This window comes from Lysobacter sp. 05T417 (genome assembly GCF_056396405.1).
Window position 1 is genome coordinate 115,898 of record NZ_JBFTLK010000003.1, and the last position, 20,328, is coordinate 136,225.

Annotated in this window: 15 protein-coding genes and 1 pseudogene; 3 read left to right on the plus strand and 13 right to left on the minus strand. The window is 67.6% G+C overall.

Annotated elements, in window-relative coordinates; genetic code table 11:
* Positions 1 to 7: 7 nt before the first annotated feature.
* The 4 genes and pseudogenes from AC1DER_RS06505 to pilG form a co-directional block, all read right to left on the minus strand.
* Positions 8 to 2,032 (minus strand): methyl-accepting chemotaxis protein, encoded by a 2,025-nt coding sequence (locus tag AC1DER_RS06505; RefSeq protein ID WP_441817622.1) that lies wholly within the window; start codon positions 2,030 to 2,032, stop codon positions 8 to 10.
* Positions 2,033 to 2,100: 68 nt separating this feature from the next.
* Positions 2,101 to 2,661, minus strand: a pseudogene (locus AC1DER_RS06510) (chemotaxis protein CheW); the annotation flags it as partial.
* An 8-nt stretch (positions 2,662 to 2,669) separates the two neighbouring features.
* Positions 2,670 to 3,035, minus strand: coding sequence for a response regulator (locus AC1DER_RS06515; RefSeq protein ID WP_115843696.1), 366 nt, complete (start codon positions 3,033 to 3,035; stop codon positions 2,670 to 2,672).
* A 19-nt stretch (positions 3,036 to 3,054) separates the two neighbouring features.
* A complete protein-coding gene (gene pilG / locus AC1DER_RS06520) occupies positions 3,055 to 3,453 on the minus strand; it encodes a twitching motility response regulator PilG (RefSeq protein ID WP_115843698.1) in 399 nt (132 codons plus the stop codon).
* A gap of 372 nt (positions 3,454 to 3,825) precedes the next feature.
* On the opposite strand from pilG, the gene gshB reads away from it, so the two are divergent.
* Positions 3,826 to 4,776, plus strand: a complete 951-nt coding sequence (gene gshB / locus AC1DER_RS06525; RefSeq protein ID WP_477247176.1) for a glutathione synthase — start codon at positions 3,826 to 3,828, stop codon at positions 4,774 to 4,776.
* Positions 4,773 to 5,651, plus strand: a complete 879-nt coding sequence (locus AC1DER_RS06530; protein ID WP_441817624.1) for an energy transducer TonB — start codon at positions 4,773 to 4,775, stop codon at positions 5,649 to 5,651. Before gshB ends, AC1DER_RS06530 begins: the two co-directional genes overlap by 4 nt.
* A 68-nt stretch (positions 5,652 to 5,719) precedes the next feature.
* Here AC1DER_RS06530 and tsaB read toward each other — a convergent pair whose 3' ends face one another.
* From tsaB to mrcB, 7 genes are all read right to left on the minus strand, one after another.
* Positions 5,720 to 6,442 carry a tRNA (adenosine(37)-N6)-threonylcarbamoyltransferase complex dimerization subunit type 1 TsaB gene (gene tsaB / locus AC1DER_RS06535; RefSeq protein WP_477247178.1) on the minus strand — a complete coding sequence of 241 codons (723 nt, stop codon included), beginning with the start codon at positions 6,440 to 6,442 and terminating at the stop codon, positions 5,720 to 5,722.
* Between the two features lie 99 nt (positions 6,443 to 6,541).
* A complete protein-coding gene (locus AC1DER_RS06540; protein ID WP_477247181.1) occupies positions 6,542 to 6,943 on the minus strand; it encodes a hypothetical protein in 402 nt (133 codons plus the stop codon).
* Positions 6,944 to 7,861, minus strand: coding sequence for an AEC family transporter (locus tag AC1DER_RS06545; protein ID WP_477247183.1), 918 nt, complete (start codon positions 7,859 to 7,861; stop codon positions 6,944 to 6,946).
* Positions 7,858 to 8,886 carry a TauD/TfdA family dioxygenase gene (locus tag AC1DER_RS06550; protein WP_477247185.1) on the minus strand — a complete coding sequence of 343 codons (1,029 nt, stop codon included), beginning with the start codon at positions 8,884 to 8,886 and terminating at the stop codon, positions 7,858 to 7,860. The genes AC1DER_RS06545 and AC1DER_RS06550 overlap by 4 nt, the downstream gene beginning before the upstream one ends.
* 61 nt (positions 8,887 to 8,947) lie before the next feature.
* Entirely contained in the window at positions 8,948 to 11,050 is a 2,103-nt protein-coding gene (locus AC1DER_RS06555; protein ID WP_477357776.1) for an ATP-dependent DNA helicase, read from the minus strand.
* Positions 11,051 to 11,170: 120 nt separating this feature from the next.
* Positions 11,171 to 11,713, minus strand: coding sequence for a tetratricopeptide repeat protein (locus tag AC1DER_RS06560; RefSeq protein ID WP_477247189.1), 543 nt, complete (start codon positions 11,711 to 11,713; stop codon positions 11,171 to 11,173).
* A complete protein-coding gene (gene mrcB / locus AC1DER_RS06565) occupies positions 11,710 to 14,124 on the minus strand; it encodes a penicillin-binding protein 1B (protein WP_477357779.1) in 2,415 nt (804 codons plus the stop codon). The genes AC1DER_RS06560 and mrcB overlap by 4 nt, the downstream gene beginning before the upstream one ends.
* Positions 14,125 to 14,258: 134 nt before the next feature.
* On the opposite strand from mrcB, the gene AC1DER_RS06570 reads away from it, so the two are divergent.
* Positions 14,259 to 16,364 carry a glycosyltransferase gene (locus AC1DER_RS06570; protein WP_477247193.1) on the plus strand — a complete coding sequence of 702 codons (2,106 nt, stop codon included), beginning with the start codon at positions 14,259 to 14,261 and terminating at the stop codon, positions 16,362 to 16,364.
* A 29-nt stretch (positions 16,365 to 16,393) separates the two neighbouring features.
* Here AC1DER_RS06570 and AC1DER_RS06575 read toward each other — a convergent pair whose 3' ends face one another.
* Together AC1DER_RS06575 and AC1DER_RS06580 are read right to left on the minus strand one after the other, a co-directional pair.
* Positions 16,394 to 18,073, minus strand: coding sequence for a tetratricopeptide repeat protein (locus AC1DER_RS06575; RefSeq protein ID WP_477247195.1), 1,680 nt, complete (start codon positions 18,071 to 18,073; stop codon positions 16,394 to 16,396).
* Positions 18,074 to 18,128: 55 nt separating this feature from the next.
* Positions 18,129 to 20,306, minus strand: coding sequence for a RelA/SpoT family protein (locus AC1DER_RS06580; protein WP_477247197.1), 2,178 nt, complete (start codon positions 20,304 to 20,306; stop codon positions 18,129 to 18,131).
* Positions 20,307 to 20,328 lie beyond the last annotated feature (22 nt).

Here is a 20,328-nt window from a genome sequence, read left to right on the forward strand (position 1 = left end):
GTCCTTGTCAGGCCGGCAGCTTGAAGTCGGCGACCGAGCGGCGCAGGTCGGCGGCCAGTTGCGCCAGGTTTCCAATCGACGCCGCCGTCTGGTTCGCACCCTGCGAGGTCTGCGCGGTAATCGACTGGATGGTGTTCATCGTCGCGGTGATGTTCGATGCCGCGCTGGACTGCTGCTGCGCAGCGGTCGAGATGCCCTGAATGAGGTTGGACAGGTCCGACGACACCTTTTCGATCTCGCCCAGTGCGGTACCCGCATCCTCGGCCAGTCGAGCACCGGCGACCACTTCCGAGGTCGTCTGCTCCATCGAGCTGACCGCTTCGTTGGTGTCGGACTGAATCGTCTGGACCAGCGTTTCGATTCGCTTGGTGGCGTTGGACGCGCGTTCTGCCAGTCGCTGCACTTCGTCGGCCACGACCGCGAAGCCGCGGCCTGCTTCACCGGCCGAAGCCGCCTGGATTGCCGCGTTCAGCGCCAGGATGTTGGTCTGCTCGGAGATGTCGTTGATCAGTTCCACGATCGAGCCGATTTCCTGCGAGCTTTCACCCAGTCGCTTGATTCGCTTCGAGGTTTCCTGGATCTGGTCGCGGATCGAGTCCATGCCGGCGATCGTCTGGCGCACCACGCCCGCGCCCTTGGTCGCGATCTGCACCGAGCGCTGCGCCACGTCCGCCGATTCGGCCGAGTTGCGCGACACCTGGTTGATGGAGGCCGCGATTTCACTGATACGGCTGGAGGCGGAGTTGATTTCCTGCGCCTGGTGTTCTGCTGCCTCGGCCAGGTGCATGGCGGTGGCCTGCGTTTCCTGGGCGCTGGCGGCGACCTGCACCGAGGTATCGGTAATGGTCTGCACCAGGCTGCGCAGCTGCTCGACGGCGAAGTTGATCGAGTCGGCGATGGCGCCGGTCATGTCCTCGGTGACGGTGGCCTTTACGGTCAGGTCGCCTTCTGCGAGCGAACCCATCTCGTCCAGCAGGCGCATGATCGCCTCCTGGTTACGGTCGTTGAGTTCCTTGGTGGTCAGGTAGCGCTTCTTCTGCTGGCTGTTGAGCGAGAACACCAGGAAGACGATCGCGAGCAGTGCCGCGCCACCGGACAGGATCGAGATCCACAGGTTGCCGGCGAAGCTGGTGTCCTTGAGCGAACCGAACGCGGTGAAGGCGCGGAACAGGCTCTGGCTGTCGGCCAGCAGCTTGTTGGAGCCGCCGGTGATCGCTTCGGCCGCGGCCTGTGCGCGGAACAGGTTCTGCGAGCTGGACAGGATGGCGTCCAGGTCCTTCTTCATTTCCAGCCACAGCGTCTCGGCCTGGGCCAGTGCAGCCAGGGCGTTGCTGTTGCCCAGCGGGGTCACGCCGAAGGCGGCGTCGCCCTTGCGCAGGCCGGTCAGGACGTTGCCGAACACGGCGGCGTCGCGGCCCAGGGCCTCACCCGCCAGCGCAGCGCCACTGCCACCGGCGCGGATCTGGGTGATGCGTTCGTTCATCTTGCCCGACAGCACCACCTGGCGCAGGGCGATATAGACCTGCGAGGACGGCGAGCCGGAGGCCGACATCGCGCGCACCAGTTCGTCCAGGCGGGCCTGCAACTGCGGCACGCGGCTGGTGAAGCTGTCGGCGTTGCCGGCCAGGGCCAGCACCGCGGTCTCGCTCGAGATCACCTGGTCGGCGCTCTTGCCGAGCGGGCCCCAGGTGTCGGCGACGGTCTTGATCGCACCTGAGACGCCGGCGGTGTCGCCGAAGTTGGTGTTGAGCTGCTCCACGTCCGCAACGATCTGGCCGCGGGTTTCCTTGAACGCGGTGAAGGCCGCGGCGTTACCGCTGACCGCCTCCGAGCCCTGCACGGCGAGCTTCTGCGAGTTCACCTGCAGGTCCGAGGCCGAGGAGCTGGCGCCACCGAGCCGGGCCGCCTTCCACGTTGCATAACCGGTGTTGAGGCCGAAGATCAGCACCGAAATGCCCAGCACGATCAGCCAGGTGTTGACGCCAAGGCTACGGCCCTTGCCGGCAGCGCTATCAATCGCAGTGACACTCATGATTCGACCTCGGTAATGTTGCTGCTGGAGCGGCTCTCGGACCGCGACATGTCAGTGCGCGGCATTTCAGAGGCCGCTTGGCGGAATTCAGGCGTGCGGGCCAGCCGATCCAGGCTGAAGATGCCCCACGTATGGTTGTCGAGGCGGTAGGCGCGCTCGATGAAATGGCTGTAACGGCCTGCCGCGAGTGCCAGGTCGGTGCCCTCTTCGGCCACCGGCTCGACTTCGACCTCGACCAGTTGCTGCTCCAGGAAGCTGCGCTGGCCGTAGAGCTCGTCGATCAGCACGGCGACGTCGCCACCGGGCTGGCGAACCAGCAGGATCCGCTGGCTTTCATGCAGCACGGTGCGCTGGCCTTCCAGGAACTGCTTGAGGTCGACGATCGGCAGCAGGCTGCCGCGGACGTTGGCCAGGCCGAGCAGCCAGGGCTGCGCGCCAGGCACCGGGGTGACCTGCGGCAGCGGGAGGATTTCCAGCACCTCGCCGAAGCCGGAGGCCAGGCGACGGTCACCAATGCGGTAACCGACGCCGCGCCACAGGCCCGGCGCGTCGAGCTGCTCGGGCAGACCGACCACGTGCGCCAGGCTGCGGCGCTCGTAGTCGACCAGCACATCGAACGGCGAATGCAACATCTGTGTCAGGCACCCAGCAAGGCGTTGATACGGGCGATCAGCTCGTCTTCGCGCGGCGGCTTGACGATGTAGTCGCGGGCACCCTGGCGCATACCCCACGCCTTGTCGGTGTCCATGCCCTTGGTGCTGACGATCAGGACCGGGATGGTGCTGGTGTCGGCATCGCGCGACAGCGCGCGGGTCGCCTGGAAGCCGTTCATGCCCGGAAGCACGACGTCCATCATCACCAGGTCGGGCTTCTCGCGCTTGCAGGTTTCAATGCCGTCTTCGGCATTGCCCGAGGCCAGCACCTGGTGGCCATTGCGCTCAAGAAGCTGGGTAAGGACCGCCGTATCGGTCGGCGAGTCCTCGATAAGAAGAATACGTGCCATTTGTTGCCTTACCCCCCGGTCAGGCGTTTACGTGCGTTCGGATCGCGTCGAGCAGTTCTTCGCGGGTGAATGGTTTGGTGAGGTACTGCTCGGAGCCGACGATGCGCCCGCGCGCCTTGTCGAACAGCCCGTCCTTCGATGACAGCATGATGACCGGCGTGCCCTTGAACAGATGGTTGTTCTTGATCAGGGCGCAGGTCTGATAGCCGTCCAGGCGCGGCATCATGATGTCGACAAAGATGATTTGTGGCTGCTGGTCGGCGATCTTCGCCAACGCCTCGAAGCCGTCGGTGGCGGTAACCACTTCACAGCCTTCTCGTTTCAACAGCGTTTCGGCGGTTCGGCGGATGGTCTTGGAGTCATCAATCACCATGACCTTCAGACCGCCGAGGCTGCCGTTGCGGACCTCGTCTAGCATTTTCGATTTCCCCCGTGCGAATGCCGCGCGTCTGCGGGCACTTCGCCAGCTGTCTTTATTCCAAGCCGCGCCGTAGCTGTCAAGCAAACTTTTCAGCGGGCATGCTGAACGCGCCACGGGCCCGGTCAAGCCGGGAACCGCTTCCAGATCGAACAGCAGGGGGTCGGGGGACCGGCCAGCGGGGCGACTTTCGGGCACGTGGGATGCGTATACCCCGGATCCCCGCCGCTGCCGACGACCCCGTTCCCGAGCCGCGACGCAGGTACCAGTCCGGATGGACGGCGGGCACAGGGCCGCAGTCCGGCCAAGGGGCTGGCCGGGCGCGGCGGGCGGGCTGCTACCATCTGCCGCATTCTTTCCAGCAGTGCCGCCATGCCGCTCGACATCGTCGTCGTGATGGACCCCATCGGGTCGATCAAGATCGCCAAGGACTCGACCTTCGCCATGCTGCTGGAAGCGCAGCGCCGCGGCCATCGCCTGCATTACGTGCAACCCGGTGGGCTGTCCGTGCGCGACGGTACGGCGCTGGCGAAAGTGGCGCCGTTGAAAGTGCGCGACGACAAGGCCGGCTGGTTCGAACTGGGCGACTGGAGCACGCTGACCTTCGGCCCGGGCCAGGTGGTGCTGATGCGCAAGGACCCGCCGGTCGACAACGAATACATCCACGACACCCAGGTGCTCGGCCTGGCCCAGCTGGCCGGCGCGATGGTCGTCAACGACCCCCAGGGCCTGCGCGACTACAACGAGAAACTGGCCGCGCTGCTGTTCCCGCAGTGCTGCCCGCCGACCCTGGTGAGCCGCGACAACGCCGCGCTCAAGGCCTTCGTCGGCGAGCACGGCGAGGCGGTGCTCAAGCCGCTCGACGGCATGGGCGGCCGCTCGATCTTCCGCGCGCGCGCGGGCGAGGCCAACCTCAACGTGATCCTGGAAACGCTGACCGCCGGTGGCCACAGCCTGGCCATGGCGCAGCGTTACCTGCCGCAGATCAGCGATGGCGACAAGCGCATCCTGCTGGTGGACGGCATGCCGGTGGACTACTGCCTGGCGCGCATCCCGCAGGGCGATGAATTCCGCGGCAACCTCGCCGCAGGCGGTCGCGGCGAAGGCCGTCCGCTGAGCGATCGCGACCGCTGGATCGCGGCCGAAGTCGGCCCGGAAATGAAGCGTCGCGGCATGCTGTTCGTCGGCCTGGACGTCATCGGCGACTACCTCACCGAGGTCAATGTCACCAGCCCTACCTGCATCCGTGAGCTCGATGCGCAGTACGGCCTGAACATCGCCGGGCTGATGTTCGACGCGATCGAGGCTCGCCTGCCTGCATGAGCGCTGTGGTCGCACCGCAGAGTTATGGCGACGCCGAAAACGGTCGCGTCAGCGCCACCTTCGTGCTGTCGCTGATGGTCCACGGCATCCTCCTGCTCGGCCTGGGCTGGACGCTGGAGAAAGCCGCGCCGGTGATGCCGACGCTGGACGTGATCCTGACCCAGACCACCTCGGCGCTGACGCCGAAACAGGCGGATTTCCTCGCCCAGGCCAGCAACCAGGGCGGTGGCGAGCACGACAAGAGCACGCGCCCGCGCGAGGCGCAGTCCGGTCCGTTGCCGCAGGCCACCACCGGCCTGGCACCGCGCCCGCTGCGCGCACAGTCGCCAGCGCCGCAGCCGGCACCGCAGGCACGGGTGGTCACCAGCAGCCGCGGCGAAACCGTCACGGCCACCGCCCGCACCACGCCGGCGCCGAGCGAACGCCCGCTGCCGCGCGGCCAGGAAAAGATCGAGCACGACATCGAGATGGCGCGCCTGGCAGCCGAGATCCACATGCGCTCGGAGCGTTACGCCAAGCGGCCGACGCGCAAGTTCGTCTCGGCCAGCACGCAGGAATACACCTGGGCCGGCTACCTGCGCGAATGGGTCGACCGCGTCGAGCGCGTCGGCAACCTCAACTACCCCGACGAGGCCCGCCGCCGCCATCTCGCCGGCCAGGTGGTGATCAGCGTGGCGATCCGTCGCGACGGCTCGGTCGAGCGCGCCGACATCGTCAAGACCAGCGGCGTACCGCTGCTGGACGCATCGGCGCTGCGCATCGCCAAGCTCGCCGAGCCCTACCCGCCGCTGCCCAGGACCGAGGAAAACCCGGACATCCTGCACGTGACGCGGACGTGGAACTTCCTGCCGGGCGGCACGCTGGTCGACGAATGACCGGTGGAATGGACGCGCGCCGATCACCGGTGCGTTGAATCACCGGTGCGCTGACCGGGAACAGTGCGTCAGCGCGAGTCGCGCAATGCCTGCTGCTCGCGAATCGTCAATGCGACGTTGTTGCGCAGGTAGGCCGGCTCGACCCGTTCCGGCGCGACCGCTTCGCCACGTGAAAACGCATGCGCCGCCAGGCGAGCGACATCGGCTGCATGTGGCAACTGCGTCGGATCGACGGCGATGACGCGACCGCCCAGATGCTGCGCCAGGGCACCCTCGGCCGCGCCGAAACCGGTGCCCACGCCGAGCCAGTTGCGCGATGCATCAGGCAGCGTCACCAGGTTTGGCGCGCACACGGATTCAGCCGACAAGGCATGCGCATCGCCGTCGCGAACCAGGAATGCCGCCGAGTAAACCTCTCCCATCCGCGCGTCGATCGCGGCGAGCACGCGCGCTCCCTCGTCCGCGCGGGCAACGGAACGCTGATCGGCGCGCATGGCCAATACCGCCAGAGTCGACACGGGCACGACCGGGCGATCGAGCGCCATGGCGATGCCCTGCACCACCGCGATCGCCAGGCGCACGCCGGTGAAGGCGCCCGGTCCACGGCCAACGGCGATCGCATCGAGCTGCGAGCGCGCGACGCCGGCCTGCGCCAGCAATTCATCGGCCCATGGCAACGCCAGCTCGGCATGGCGGCGTGGCGCCAGCTCGAAACGTTCGCGCACCTCGCCGTCGACCAGCACGGCGACGGAGAGGGCTTCGGTGGCGGTTTCGAAGGCGAGGAGCTTCATGGGTCAACCGGGCCTCTACCTGGGAATGACAACATTCTACTGCCCCCGAACGACTCCCCGAGCTGGCCAGGCCTTCACCGGCGAAGGGTCCAGTTCGACTCAGGTCTCGGCGGCCCTGACCAGATCCAGGGAAAGAAGCCGGATTCGTCGATCCACGAAATAGCCTCCCCCCTCGACGTAGAACAGGAATGAACGGCCGCATCGCCTGCACGACCATACCGTGCAGTCGTTATACGGGTAGAACCCCATGGCAATGGGAGCGTCCTCGGACCAGAAGTTTGTTCCAGCCGGATGGAACTCCTCGAACGTCAACTCTTCCGCCGAAGATCCGCGCAGCGTCGCGACCTCGTCCAGCAGCGTGTTGGGTAGTGACAGTGGCATGCTTGTCCAAGCGCGAGGCACGGGACGGCTGCACGCACAGGCGATGGAAATGCCGCAGGTATGCGCTGCCAACTCAAGCAAGGCCGAATAGTCGAGCAGTGGTAGTTCAGGAGTGGTCATCTACAGCGTTACCAGGCTCAGGATGACGGTGATCGTTGCCAGAGATCCGACCGTCGTCCAAGTGATGATCGACGCCATTGCCTCTGTATCGCCGCCCATCTGACGGGCCAGAATGTAGGCATTTCCTGCACACGGGGCGGCGGCATACAACAGCGCTATGTTCCCCGACACGCCGGCCACGCCTTGGAACTTGAGGAGTGCGAGGGTAATGGCCGGCATCACCAAAAGTTTCAATCCGGACGAATACAGCGTGATCGTGATCTTGCGGACCTGAGTCACGAAGATTAGCCCCGCTCCTACCGACATCAGACTCAAGGGCGTAGCCGCACCGCCGAGATAGCGGAACACTTGCACCAGAAACTCGGGAATCTTCACGCCACATACATTCAAGACGACGCCAAGGAGCGCCCCACCAATCAATGGATTCTTGAGCAGCGCGACTAGCATGCTGCCGAAGCTCCTTCTGCCGTCTGCACAGTAGCGATTCAACACCATCACGCTCATCACGTTCGTCAGTACGATCATGTAGGCGACGAATACGCCGGAGATGGCCACCCCGTCCTCCCCGAACAACGACTGCGAAAGCGCAATAAAGACGTAGGAGTTGTAGCGGACGGCCCCTTGGAATATCGAGGTGAACACATCGCTTGGGAGGCTTGTAATCGCCTGCACGGCAAAGGCGACCAACGCAACGACCATCGTCGCCCCAACGGCTGCAACGACGCCCGGGAAGGCTTCGCCACCCGAGAACCTGGCACCGCTGACGTCAAGTACCAGCAAAGACGGAAACAACAGGTAGTAGACCAGCTTGTCTGCCGTCGACCAGAAGTCATCACTGCCTATGAAGCAACGCTTCGCAATCGCGCCAGCAACTATGAGCAAGAAGATTGGAAAGACCGCCTCGAGGACCTCGATCATGCGGCCACTTCGACAGGCATGAAAACCCGCCTCTGAACTCGCACAAGATTTCGGTGATTCCACAAATTCGACGCGATGAATGCACGCTGCACCCAACGCAATGGATTCCCGAAGGCGTCGAACGTCGGCTGGAAGGCATCTCTTGAGTGAAGGGTGAAGCGATTATCGATGTAGAGCAGACGTCCAGGAACGACGTCGATCGCGAGGGAGCAGGCCTTTATCTGTTCATGGAACAGCTGCAGGGCCCGCCTGGATGGCTCACCCATGGACTCCACCATGTCTCCGTAGAACACGGCATACACTTCGGGAAAGTCTGGGTTTCCGCTCACCATCGGAACAGGACCGGTTCGCTCCAACCCTGCCTCCCCTGCCCCTCTCCAGCGATAAGGCACTCTGATGCGGTACGAAGGCCTCATCAGTTCCGCAACAGTCTCGCTCGAAAGTCGCTCCAATGCGCATCGCGCGTCGGACAGCCGCGTGCTTGGTCCGTTGGGGTCATGACGCACCCCGGCAAGTACGAGCCCCAACGGCGAGAAATTTCGCTCCCCCATGCACTTTAGCGCGGCATTCTCGATGTGAAAATCCAGCTCGAGCTCGGAGCCAAGACCGGTGTACTCCGCCCTTGATCCTGGCGCCGGAATCAAGTTATTGACCACCTCCGGTCCCTCGAAGGCGATGGAGTATGGCTCGCCAAGTGTTGCTGCGAATGCCATCACGGAGTTCTCGCTCACTACGCCGCTCTTGCAGGACGGATCGAATCTGTTTGGGCTAGGAGTGGTAAACACTTCCTCGTCGACAGGAAGGTTGTCAAAGATCAGATGCGACTGCGGACTGAGCGAAGCGCGCTGCTCGGCAAGGGCATCGACCACCCGGCGCGGGAGCGCCGATTGCGCCGCAATTCTCACGTCAGTTACGTAGGCGGTGCCACAGTGGGATCGTACTGGATTGAGCCGATTGATTCGCGAAAGCGCTCTCTTTCCGAGTCGGCAAGCCTGAAACTGCAACAACTGGTAGCCATGCATCATCCATGATGTTTGGTTTTCGCCCGTACAGGCTTGTACGGACCCGTCTTTCGACAGCTGCCTCCTATTCGACGTCAGGCTCCGCGGTGGCGTCTTCCGGCACTTCGGCGAAGAACGCGCCGACATCCTCCACATGCCGTGTCTTCGGCAGCGGCGGCAGCGAGTTGAGGAAGACGCTGCCGTAGGTCTTGCTGGTCAGGCGCGGGTCGCACAGGACCAGCACGCCGCGGTCCTGCTCGTTGCGGATCAGGCGACCGGCGCCCTGCTTGAGCGCGATCACCGCCTGCGGCAGCTGCTCATCGCGGAACGGGTTGCCACCATTGCGGCGGATCGCGTCCAGCCGCGCCTCGAACACCGGGTCGTCCGGAGCGGCAAACGGCAGCTTGTCGATCACCACCACGCTGAGCGCATCGCCGGCCACGTCCACGCCTTCGCGGAAACTGGCTGCGCCCAGCAGAACGCCATTGCCGGAGGCGCGGAAGCGTTCGAGCAACACCGGTCGCGGCGCTTCGCCCTGCACGAACAACGGCCACGGACCACCCTTGAGCAGTTCGGCCGCCTCGCGCAAGGCACGGTGCGAGGCGAACAGCACGAACGCGCGCCCGCCCGACGCCTGGAGCACCGGCCGGATCTTCTCGACCATGCTCTCGTTGTAGTTGCGCACGGTCGGATCGGGCAGGCCGCGCGGCAGATAGCACAGCGCCTGCCTTTCCCAGTCGAACGGGCTCGGCACGAGCAGTGTCTGCGGCGGATCGTCGCCCTTGAGGTACAGGCCGAGCTTGATCGCGTAGTGCTCGAAGCGGCCGCCGACGGCGAGCGTGGCCGAGGTGAAGATCCAGGCCGCATGCGACTGCGCGCGGTGCTGCGCGAGTGGCCCTGCGACGTCAAGCGGGGTGCGGCTGAGTCGGAACCCGCGCGCGGTCAGCTCGTACCAGAGCACGCTGCCGTCGTCGCGTTTCTTCTTCGCGGCTTTGGCCTTTGCGGCGGCGTCTGCTGCGTCGGCGGCGGCGGCGTCGAGCTGGGCGAAGTCGTCGGCGAACTCGTCGTCGTCCTGCGCGTCGCCTTCCTGCGCGCCAGTTTCGGCCGAGTCGTCGCGCCATCGCTGCAGCCGCCCTTCGAACTCGACGGCACGCGCCGCGCAGGCGTCGAAGCCCGGCGATGCCGGTGCCAGCGGCGCCAGCACGTTGTGCAACTGGCGCAAAGCATCGGCCAGGCCGTCGAAGGCCTCTTCGACCGCCGGTTCTTCGGCAGCGCGCCTGCGCGTGCCACGCACCGGCAGCTCGTCCATCGCCGCACGCAGCGCGCGCACGCTCTGCTCCAGCGCGCGTGCCGGATCCTGCACCGCGGCCAGTGCCGAGGGCACCTGCTTGCACTCGGTCAGCGCATCGCGGGCCAGTTCCACCAGCGGCCGCGCACTCAGCGCTTCGCCGAAGAACTGCGCGGCCAACTCGGGCAGCTGGTGCGCCTCGTCGACGACGAAGGTCTGCGCGCCCGGCAGGATTTCACCGAAACCCTCCTGCTTGAGCGCCAGGTCCGCCAGCAGCAGGTGATGGTTGACCACGACCAGATCGGCCGCCTGTGCGCGTTGCCGCGCCTGCACCACGAAGCAGTCGGCGAAGAACGGGCACTCGCTGCCCAGGCAGTTCTCCGTGGTGCTGGTGACCATCGGCAGCAGCGGCGAGTCTTCCGGCAGGGCGTCCAGTTCGGCCAGGTCGCCCATACGCGTGCGCCCCGACCAGGCGACGATGCGCTGGAACTGCGCGGCCATCTCGCGCGTGGCGAAGCGCGGCTCGCCCTGCGCCTGGCGCATGCGGTAGTGGCACAGATAGTTGGCGCGGCCCTTGAGCAGCGCGGTCTTCAGGCCGATGCCGAGGGCGTCGCGCACGCGCGGCAGGTCGCGGTGGTAGAGCTGGTCCTGCAGCGCGCGGGTGCCGGTGGAGACGATCGTCTTCTTGCCCGACAGCAGCGCCGGCACGAGATAGGCGAAGGTCTTGCCGGTGCCGGTGCCGGCTTCGGCCAGCAGCGTGCCGCGGCTGTCGACGGCATCGGCGATCGCCGCGGCGAGATCCTGCTGGGCGATTCGCGTGGTGAAGGCCGGGATGTTGCGCGAGAGTTCGCCGCCGTCGGCCAGGGCCGCACGGCTCGCCTCGCTGAGGCGATTACTCATGCGCTGGGCGGTCCTGCGTGCGGGGGCGAGGCAAAGTCATGTGCGATCCGATGAGGGGGCCGGCTTGCTGGCGACCCTGCGGGGCCACCGCTTCCAGCACCCACCATTGTCGCTCGCATTTCAGTATCGCGGCGGTGCGGCGATGGTGCAGGCGTCGCGCTCACGGCGGGCATCGGCGGCGCTGGGAGCGTCAGGAACTTCCACCGGAAGCGCCCTGGCCCTGGCCTGGCGGACCTGGGCGATCGTTTCCCAGTGGCGGCGGCACAACGGCCCGACCTTGGAGCCGCCGTCCAGGCCCTGGCGGGCAAAGCGCTCGGCGTCGTCGAACTGCTCGTTCAGCAGCGCTGCCTCGGCGCGCTCCTGCAGCAGCGCCGGGTCGTCCGGATTGAGCTGCAGGGCATGGTCCAGCGCCGCGGCCGCCTGCGGATACTGGCCCGCCTTCTCCAGTTGCTCGGCGTCCTTGCGCAGGTCCTCGACCTGCGGGTCGCGCAGCGGCTGCACGTCCAGTTCGCTGCTGGCTGCACCGCCGGTGGCGCGAACCGCGCGGACCGCGGCAGGCGCGTCGAACACGGGTACCGGCGTCGGCGGCGGCGTGGTGCTGCAGGCCGACAGCAGCGCGATTGCCAGCGCCAGCGTCGTGGCCTGCGACTTCAACCTCGTCACGGCAGGTTCTCCTGCTGCTGCGGCGGCGGTGCCTCCGCGGCCGGCTCGGCCGGCTTTTCCTCGTCCTTGTGGCCGAAGCCGAACCACTCGCGCCAGCCGCCCTGACCTTCCTCGGCCACCGGTTCCGGCGCCGGGCACGGCGCGTAGCCGGGAGCGAAGCCGGCGACGTAGGCGAAGCGGCGCGCACCCATGCAATCGGGATCGGTGGTGTTGCTGGCAATGGTCCACTGCCAGTCGATGCCCTTGTCGCCGACCTTCAGCGGCGCACTGGGCAAGTGCGAGAAGATCCCCGACCACACCCGCATGGCACCGGTGGCGCCGTACAGGCCGGTGGTCTGGTTCTGGTCATTGCCGACCCAGATCACCGCCAGGTGATCGCCCGTCCAGCCTGCGAACCAGCTGTCGCGGCCGTCGTTGCTGGTGCCGGTTTTTCCCGCCGGCGAGAGGCGGCCGAGGCCGTCGCGGACCAGCTGGCTGCCGGTGCCGTTCGACACCGCCTGCTGCAGCGCGATGGTGATCAGGCGCGCGGCGATGGCGTCGCCTTCCTGCGCCGGCGCGGGGTCCTTGTCGTAGCGGTTGAGCGCACGGCCATTGGCGTCGAGCACGCCGCGCACGGCATGTAGCGGCTGGATCTCGCCGCCGGATGCCAGGAACTGGTACAGCTGCGCCATCGCGTAGGGGCTCTGGTCGACCGCACCCAGGATCAGCGCCGGGTTTGGCTCGGTCTCGATGCCGGCCAGGGTCTTGATCAGGCTGGCGATGCGCTCGGGAGCGACCTGCATGCCCACGCGCACCGTGGCCTGGTTGTAGGACATCGCCAGTGCGTCGATCAGGCGCACGGTGCCGTGGCTGCGGCCGTCGGAGTTGCCCGGGTTCCAGTTCTTCTTCTTGCCCAGTGCGACCGTGACGGGCGCATCGTCGACCCAGCTGGCCAGCGAGTACTTGCCCGGCTGCGCCAGCGCCAGCAGGTAGACGAACGGCTTGAGCAGCGAACCGACCGGGCGCTGCGCCTCGACCGCGCGGTTGAAGCCATGCTCGGTGACGCTGCGGCTGCCGACCACGGCGACGACTTCGCCGTTGTGCACGTCGGTCACCACAAGACCGGTCTGCAGCGGTGGCCGGCGCTTGTTGTCCAGGCTCTTGAGGGTGCGCGCGACGGCGCCTTCGGCCATCGCCTGCGCCGACGGCGACATGCCGCTCATCACGCTCAGGCCGGCACCGGACAGTGCATCGGCGGGATAGTCGCGGGCGAGCTGGCGGCGGACCAGGTCGACGTAGGCCGGGAAGCGGTTGGCGGCGATGCTGCCCGGGTCCCTGGTCACGCCCAGCGGCGCCTTCAGCGCGCGCTGGTATTGGGCGTCATCGATGAGCGTGGTTTCGCGCATCTCGCCGAGGACGAAGTTGCGCCGCTCAAGCGCACGTTCGGGATTGCGGCGCGGGTCGTAGTACGACGGCCCGCGGACGATGCCGATGAGCAGTGCGATCTGTTCGGTGCTCAAGTCGGCCAGGTCGCGGCCAAACCAGAATTCCGAGCCGGCGGCGACGCCGTGGATCGCCTGCGCGCCGCGCTGGCCGAGGTAGACCTGGTTGAAATAGGCCTCCAGGATCGTGCCCTTGTCGTAGCGGGCCTCGATCAGCAGCGCGTAGAGGATCTCCTTGCCCTTGCGGGTCAGGGTCTGCTCGCGACCGATGCCGAGCAGGCCGCTGCGGGCGAGCTGCTGGGTCAGCGTGCTCGCGCCCTGTTTTGCGCGGCCGGCGGCAACGTTCTTGAACGCCGCGCGCAGCATGCCGGTCACGTCGATGCCGTGGTGGCTGTTGAAGTCGCGGTCCTCGACGGCCTGCAGGCCGGTGACCAGCAGTTCGGGCACTTCCTTCAGGCGCACCAGGCGGCGCTCTTCCTGCTTCTGGCCGTACAGCGTGGCGATACGGGCCGGGTCGAGCCGCACCGTCTTGAGCGGCCGCTTCTTGTCGACATCGCGCACGCTGGCAACGCGGCTGCCCGACAGCACCACTTCGATCCGCCGCGCCGGAACCGCGCCGTCGACGTCGCTGAAGCCGCGGCTGGAGATCTGCCATTTGCCGCCGTCGCGCGAATAGCTGCCGGCGCGGACGCCGTCGCCGGCGTGGTAGGCGGCGGCATCGAGCTCGGTCTTGAGGGTGGTCGCATCGAGCGCCAGCCCCGGAGCGAGTTCCAGCGGGCGCGCGTAGACCCGGGTCGGAATCTGCCAGCGCAGCTGGCCGAAGCGCTCACCGACCTCGTGGTTCAGGTACAGCGTGTAGGGAATGAGGAAACCCAAGCCCAGCCCGACCGCGGCCAGCAGCCAGGTAACCAGACGCCGCCGCCACTGCGGGGGCTGGCTGTCGTCGGTGGATTCGTCTTCGTCGTAGTCGATGGTGTGGCGTGCTGGCATAAGTGGGGCGGCATGGGACAATGTCAGGGCTGCGCCCTCTTGGCCGCGAGTCTATCGCAGCCGGCCGGCCACCCCGCACGGGCGTGGCCGCGGCAAAGTCTGCGTTAAGGAATCTTCAGAATGACGAGTGATCGATGGGCCTGAGCTGGACCGAAGTGCGGTTTCTATACGACCGGGGAACCGGATTGTTCCGGCGGGGATTGACCAGCCTGCGCACGCGCGGGATCCGCGCGTCCTGGGAGCGCCTCCAGAAGCAGTTCCATCGCGTCCCGCAAGCGCAGCGGCTGCCACTGTACCTGCCCCCGGCCGAGCCATTCGCTCCGTTCCAGGTGCCGTCTTCGAAGGCGCCCAGGGCAAGCGTCGTCATCCCCGTATACAACCATTTCGAACATACCCTGGCGTGCCTTCGGGCCATTGCCGCCCACCCGCCAGCGGCCGACATCGAGATAGTTGTTGTCGACGATGGCTCGTCCGACGGCACTCAGGCATCCCTGCAGCAGATCGCGGGCCTGCGCTATCAGCGACGTGACCGCAACGGCGGCTTCATCGCTGCCTGCAACGATGGCGCCTCGATAGCGCGCGGCGACTATCTGGTGTTCCTCAACAACGACACCGTGCCCCAGCCAGGCTGGCTGGACGTCCTCTTGTCCACCTTCGACAGCCAGCCCGGCACGGGCATGGCAGGCTCCCGCCTGGTCTATCCGGACGGACGCCTGCAGGAAGCCGGTGGCGTGATCTGGCGCGACGGTTCGGCCGACAAACTCGGTCGTCTGCGCGCGGCCAACGAACCCGAATTCTCTTTCGTACGCCGGGTCCACTACTGCTCGGGCGCAGCTCTGGCGATCCCGCGCGCGCTGTTCGAGTCCATTGGCGGTTTTGACGCTCGCTATACGCCGGCCTTCTACGAGGACACGGAGCTGGCGATGCAGGTGCGCGAACGCGGCCTGGAAGTCATTTGCCAACCGGCGTCGGTGGTCGTGCATGCCGAGGGCGTAACCACCGGCACCGACGTCCGCCGTGGCGTCAAGGCCTACCAGGTGCGCAACCAGGGGACGTTCCATGAGCGCTGGGCCAGCCGGCTCCTGCAGCATCCCGATCACCATGTATCGGGGACGCAACTGATCGGCACGCTGTACCGGCGAAGCGTCCTGGTCGTTGATGCATTGACCCCCAAGCCCGACCGCGATTCTGGTTCGCTGCGCCTGTTCAACATGATGCGAATTCTTCGGGAGGAAGGCGCCCACGTTGTCTTCGTGCCCGACAATCGCGCGCACGAGGGCGCCTATACGGAAGCGCTCCAGCAGTTGGGCGTGGAGGTCTGGTATGCGCCGTTCGCAAGCCGTCCGCATGCCTGGCTGCGCGAGCACGGCCGGCGCTTCGATACAGTCGTGGTCTGCCGCCACTACGTGCTTCGTGAATGGCTGCCGCTGCTGCGCAAGTTCGCGCCGCAGGCGCGGCTCGTGTTCGACACCGTCGACCTGCACTACCTGCGCGAACGGCGCGGAGCGGAGCTGTCATCCGATCAGGCACTGATGCGAGCGTCCGAGCGCACGCGCACCCTGGAACTGGACATGATCGCGCGCAGCGACGCTACCCTGGTGGTCAGCGAAGTCGAGCGCAACCTGCTGGCCCGGGATGCACCCGCCGCACAGGTCGACATCCTTTCCAACCTGCACCAGGTCCAAGGGCGCGGCCATCCGTTCGCGCAACGCCGTGACCTGGTGTTCGTTGGCGGCTTCCGCCATCCGCCGAACGTCGATGCGGTGCGCTGGTTCGTCGCCGAGGTGTTCCCGCTGATTCGCGCGCAGGCACCGGAGATCACCTTCCATTGCATCGGCAGCGACACGCCCGCGGAGATCAGCGCCCTGGCAGCGCAACCGGGGGTGAAAATACACGGCCATGTGCCCGACCTGTCGCCGTACATGGATGGCGCCCGCATCTGCGTGGCACCGCTGCGCTACGGCGCCGGCGTCAAAGGCAAGGTCAACCTCAGCATGGCCCATGGCCAGCCGGTGGTGGCCACGGCCTGCGCCGTCGAGGGCATGCACCTGCGCGATGGCGAGGACGTGCTGGTCGCCGATGACGCCAACGGCTTCGCCTCGGCGGTGCTGCGGCTGTATCGCGACGAAGCGTTGTGGCAGCGGCTGGCCGGCAATGGCCTGGCCAATGTCGAACGGCATTTCTCGCTCGATGCCGCACGCGAGGTGGTGCGTCGGGTGTTGCTCGGCTCAGGCAGCTGAGCGAGCCGACAGGTCCGGCGGTTGCCTGCCTAGTTGGCGGCCGAAGCGCGGCGCAGGCGGTCGGCGAACTCACCCAGGCCGCTGGCCTGCGGATCGAGTTCGCGCGCAGCCGATAGCGCGTCCTGCGCAGCGCGAAGTTCACCCGCGCCCAGCCGCTCGTCACCCACGGCGATCCAGCGCTGGGCCAGGCGCCGGCGCGAGTCGCGCAACGCCGGGCCATCGCCTTCCAGCACGGCGCGCGCATCGAGGCACTCGCGTGCGCGGCTGAGCCGGTTGCCACGCAGTTCCGATTCGAAGCAGCGCTGCGCCGCGGGCAGCAGGCGGGTCATCGCCGAACGTACCTTCGGATCCTGCGGCGCCATCGACTGCGCCGCGCGCAGCTTGTCGAAGGCGCTGTCGCCGGGCGGGGTCAGCAGGTCGCCGCGCGATTCCGCCTGCGCCGCGTCGGCCAGCAACTGATCGAGCCGGCGCTGGCGTTCGGCCGTCGGCACGTGCTGGCCGTAGCGCTGCTGCGATTGCCGCGACTGCGCCAAGCGCTGTTCGGCGGCTGCCACGCCGGGCGCGTCGGCATCGACGCGACGCGCCTCGAGCAATTCCTTCTCGGCATCGCTGAAACGGAAATCGCCGGCGTAGCGCTGGCTGCGCCCGGCGTAGGCATTGGCCACCGCCGTGATGCCGCGCTGCGAGCGTTCGTCAGCGGGGATGGCCACCAGCACGGCGCGGTAGCCTTCCAGTGCCTGCGCCAGGCGGCCGCGGCGCAGCTCGGCGTCGGCGCTGCCGCGGCGTTGTTCGGCCGCGCGGTTGAGTGCGGCAAGCGCATCGGGAAGATCGACATGGCCGGCGTCGGCGGCCTGCACGCGCTGCATCCGCGCCGAGGCTTCGGCCAGATCGCCGCGCGCCAGTGAAACCTGGGCCTGCTGCAGCAGGTCGGCCAGGGTGTCCTCGCGACCTTCCAGCGCCTGGGTGCGGTTGGGTTCCAGCGCCAGCACGCGCTGGTACAACGGCAACGCGGCGTTGTCGCCACCGTCGAGCAGGCCGGCCTTGCGCGCGGCGGCGGCCTGGGCAAGGAGCTTGTCGACGCCGGAGTCGCCGGCCTCGCGCTCGCGCACGCGCTGCTCGAGCGCATCGACGCGCGCACGCGGCACGGCCAGTTCACGCGCGAGCGCGATCTGGCGATGGGCTGATGGGTAATCGCGCTGTTCCAGCGCGCGCTCGGCCTGGATCAGGGCCTGCTGGCCGACCTTGGCCATGCCCTGCCGGGCCTCGCTGCGGTCGGGATCGAGTGCGAGCGCGGCCGCGTAGAGCTCCTTTGCGCCGCGTCCGTCGGGCGATGTCAGCCGCCCTTGCTGCAGTGCCTGCGAAGCGTCGGCCTGCAGTTGCTGCGCGCGCGTGTCCGGCCACAGCCAGTTCGACAGCGGCTGGCGAAGCAGGAGCAGCAGCAATGCCAGCGACACCACCGCCATGACGCCGATGCCCCAGCCGCGCCAGCGCATGCGCCTGGCGGTGCGATCGGCCCAACGGCCGGATCCTTGCCAGTCGTCGTGCCCGTCGTCGCGCCAGGTTTTTTCGGCGCTGCGCTCGTCGTCGCCCCACTTCCAGTCGCTCCAGCGCGCAGATTGCGGCTCGATGCGGTCGCCACGCCCCGCCGGGACGCTGTCCGCGCCGTCGACACTGGCATTTCCCGGTTCATGTGGCGTAGCTGATGTCACCGGCCAAGCATAGCCTCATGACGGTGACGGCACGCAGAAAGCCGACACCATTCGTTCAGCGTCGCTGCGCGTGCTCCACGCCAGGCAGCGAGGCCAGCTTGCCCAGCAGGGTCGACAGCTGGCCGTAATCGCCCACGCGCAGACGCAGCCGCAGGCGTACGCGCGCGCCATTGCGCTCGACGTCGCTGCGGATGCTCAGCACATGGGCGTTGCCCTGGGCGATCAGGTTGGTGACTTCCTTGAGCAGCCATTTGCGGTCCAGCGCGAGCACCTCGATGTCGACCTCGTAGCCACTGCCGGCACGGCCCCACTCCACCGGCAGCACGCGCTGCGGCTGCGATGCGGCCAGTCGCTGGAAGGCCACGCAGCCGGGCCGGTGCACGCTGACGCCACGGCCACGGGTGAGGTAGCCAACGATCGGCTCGCCCGGCAACGGCTGGCAGCACCGCGCCAGCTGCACCAGCAGGTTGCCGACGCCCTCGACGGTGAAGTCGGTACTTCTGCGCGGAACCTTTCGCGGCGGTGGCGGCGTGGTGAGCGTGCTGCCGGCCGTGGCCGTGCTCGCGGCGGCGGCGGCGGCGGACGCGGCGCGCTCGTGCTCGAGCAGGGCGCGGCCGACCTGGTGCGGGCCGATGTCGCCCAGCGCCACCTGCACGTACACCTCGCCATCGCTGGCGAGATTGAACTTCTCCCGCGCCGGAGCGAGGTCGGCGCCGAGCAGTCCCAGCCGGCGCAGTTCCTTGTCGAGCAGGTCCTTGCCGGCGGTCTCGTTGCGGGCACGGTCGAGCTTGTGGAACCAGGCGCGGACCTTGTCGCGCGAACGGCTGCTGGCGAGGAAACCGTTGGCAGCGATCAGCCAGTCGCGGCGGGGTTCGCCCGTCTTGGCGGTCATGATCTCGACGCGATCGCCGGTGCGCAGTTTGTGGTCGAGCGGGACGATGCGACCGTCGACCTTGGCGCCGCGGCAACGGTGACCGACCTCGGTATGGACGTGATAGGCGAAATCCAGCGGCGTGGCGCCGGTTGGCAGGTCGATGACCTCACCCTTGGGCGTCAGCGCGTAGATGCGGTCCTCGACCAGTTCGGTATCGAACTCGCCCGACAGCGTGCCGTCCTCGCGCCCGCCCTCGGCCGAGCCTTCCAGCAGGCGGCGCATCCAGGCGATCTTGCGATCGAAGGCGGCGTCGGCGCTGTGGCTGCCGACTTCCTTGTACTTCCAGTGGGCGGCCACGCCGAGTTCGGCCTGGCGGTGCATCTCGTGCGTGCGGATCTGCACTTCCAGGGTCTTGCCTTCCGGCCCGACCACGGCGGTGTGGAGCGAGCGGTAGTCGTTGCGCTTGGGCCGGGCGATGTAGTCGTCGAACTCGCTGGGTATCGGCGCCCACGTGGCGTGGACCACGCCCAGTGCGGCGTAGCAGCCGGCCAGGTCGTCGACCAGCACGCGCACCGCGCGCAGGTCGTAGAGCTCGCCGATCGGCACGTTCTTGCGCTGCATCTTCTTCCAGATGCTGTAGATGTGCTTGGGCCGGCCGGCGATCTCGGCCACCACGCCCTGCGCCGCCATCGCCTCGCGCAGGGTGTGCTTGACCTGTTCGATGTAGCGCTCGCGATCGACGCGCTTTTCGTCGAGCAGGCGCGCGATCTGCTGGTAGGTCTGCGGCTCCAGGTAGCGGAAGGCCAGGTCCTCCAGCTCCCACTTGAGCTGCCAGATGCCCAGGCGATTGGCCAGCGGCGCATGGATGTCGCGGGTGAGCAACGCCAGCTCGCGGCGCTCGTCGTCGGGCAGCGGCTCGGCGTGGCGCATGCGCGCCAGCTGGCGCGCCAGCAGGATCGGCACCACGCGCAGGTCGCGCACGATCGCCAGCAACAGGCGACGCAGTCCTTCGTTGCCGGCCTGGCCGTGGCGCTCGGCGTGCAGCGCCCAGACCTGGGCGGCGGCGCGCTGGCCCTCGATCAGCGGCGCGACGGCCGGGAACTCGCGTTCGATCGGGCCCAATGCGGCCCGCCAGCCCGGATAGGCGTGCAGGATCGCGGCAGCGGCGGTGTCGCCGTCGGCGCCGAGCAGCACCAGCGCTTCGAGCATGCTCGCCACGACCGGTGGCGGATCGACGGCATCGATCAGCGCGCCGGGCGCGTTCGCGGCCTTCTCCATCGCCTGCCGCAACGGCGCGGCGATGCCGGCGGCAATCGGATGCGCCAGCACGGCGGCAAGCTGTGGAGACTCGGTGGCCATGGTGGGGGCGTGGCGTGGAACG

What these genes read in the sequence shown, in the direction of transcription:
- AC1DER_RS06550 (WP_477247185.1), bottom strand. Translation starts at nt 8,886, where the DNA reads ATGATGCATGGCTACCAGTTGTTGCAGTTTCAGGCTTGCCGACTCGGA.
- gshB (WP_477247176.1), top strand. Translation starts at nt 3,826, where the DNA reads ATGCCGCTCGACATCGTCGTCGTGATGGACCCCATCGGGTCGATCAAG.
- AC1DER_RS06570 (WP_477247193.1), top strand. Translation starts at nt 14,259, where the DNA reads ATGGGCCTGAGCTGGACCGAAGTGCGGTTTCTATACGACCGGGGAACC.
- AC1DER_RS06540 (WP_477247181.1), bottom strand. Translation starts at nt 6,943, where the DNA reads ATGACCACTCCTGAACTACCACTGCTCGACTATTCGGCCTTGCTTGAG.
- AC1DER_RS06555 (WP_477357776.1), bottom strand. Translation starts at nt 11,050, where the DNA reads ATGAGTAATCGCCTCAGCGAGGCGAGCCGTGCGGCCCTGGCCGACGGC.
- AC1DER_RS06505 (WP_441817622.1), bottom strand. Translation starts at nt 2,032, where the DNA reads ATGAGTGTCACTGCGATTGATAGCGCTGCCGGCAAGGGCCGTAGCCTT.
- AC1DER_RS06545 (WP_477247183.1), bottom strand. Translation starts at nt 7,861, where the DNA reads ATGATCGAGGTCCTCGAGGCGGTCTTTCCAATCTTCTTGCTCATAGTT.
- AC1DER_RS06515 (WP_115843696.1), bottom strand. Translation starts at nt 3,035, where the DNA reads ATGGCACGTATTCTTCTTATCGAGGACTCGCCGACCGATACGGCGGTC.
- AC1DER_RS06580 (WP_477247197.1), bottom strand. Translation starts at nt 20,306, where the DNA reads ATGGCCACCGAGTCTCCACAGCTTGCCGCCGTGCTGGCGCATCCGATT.
- tsaB (WP_477247178.1), bottom strand. Translation starts at nt 6,442, where the DNA reads ATGAAGCTCCTCGCCTTCGAAACCGCCACCGAAGCCCTCTCCGTCGCC.
- AC1DER_RS06530 (WP_441817624.1), top strand. Translation starts at nt 4,773, where the DNA reads ATGAGCGCTGTGGTCGCACCGCAGAGTTATGGCGACGCCGAAAACGGT.
- mrcB (WP_477357779.1), bottom strand. Translation starts at nt 14,124, where the DNA reads ATGCCAGCACGCCACACCATCGACTACGACGAAGACGAATCCACCGAC.
- pilG (WP_115843698.1), bottom strand. Translation starts at nt 3,453, where the DNA reads ATGCTAGACGAGGTCCGCAACGGCAGCCTCGGCGGTCTGAAGGTCATG.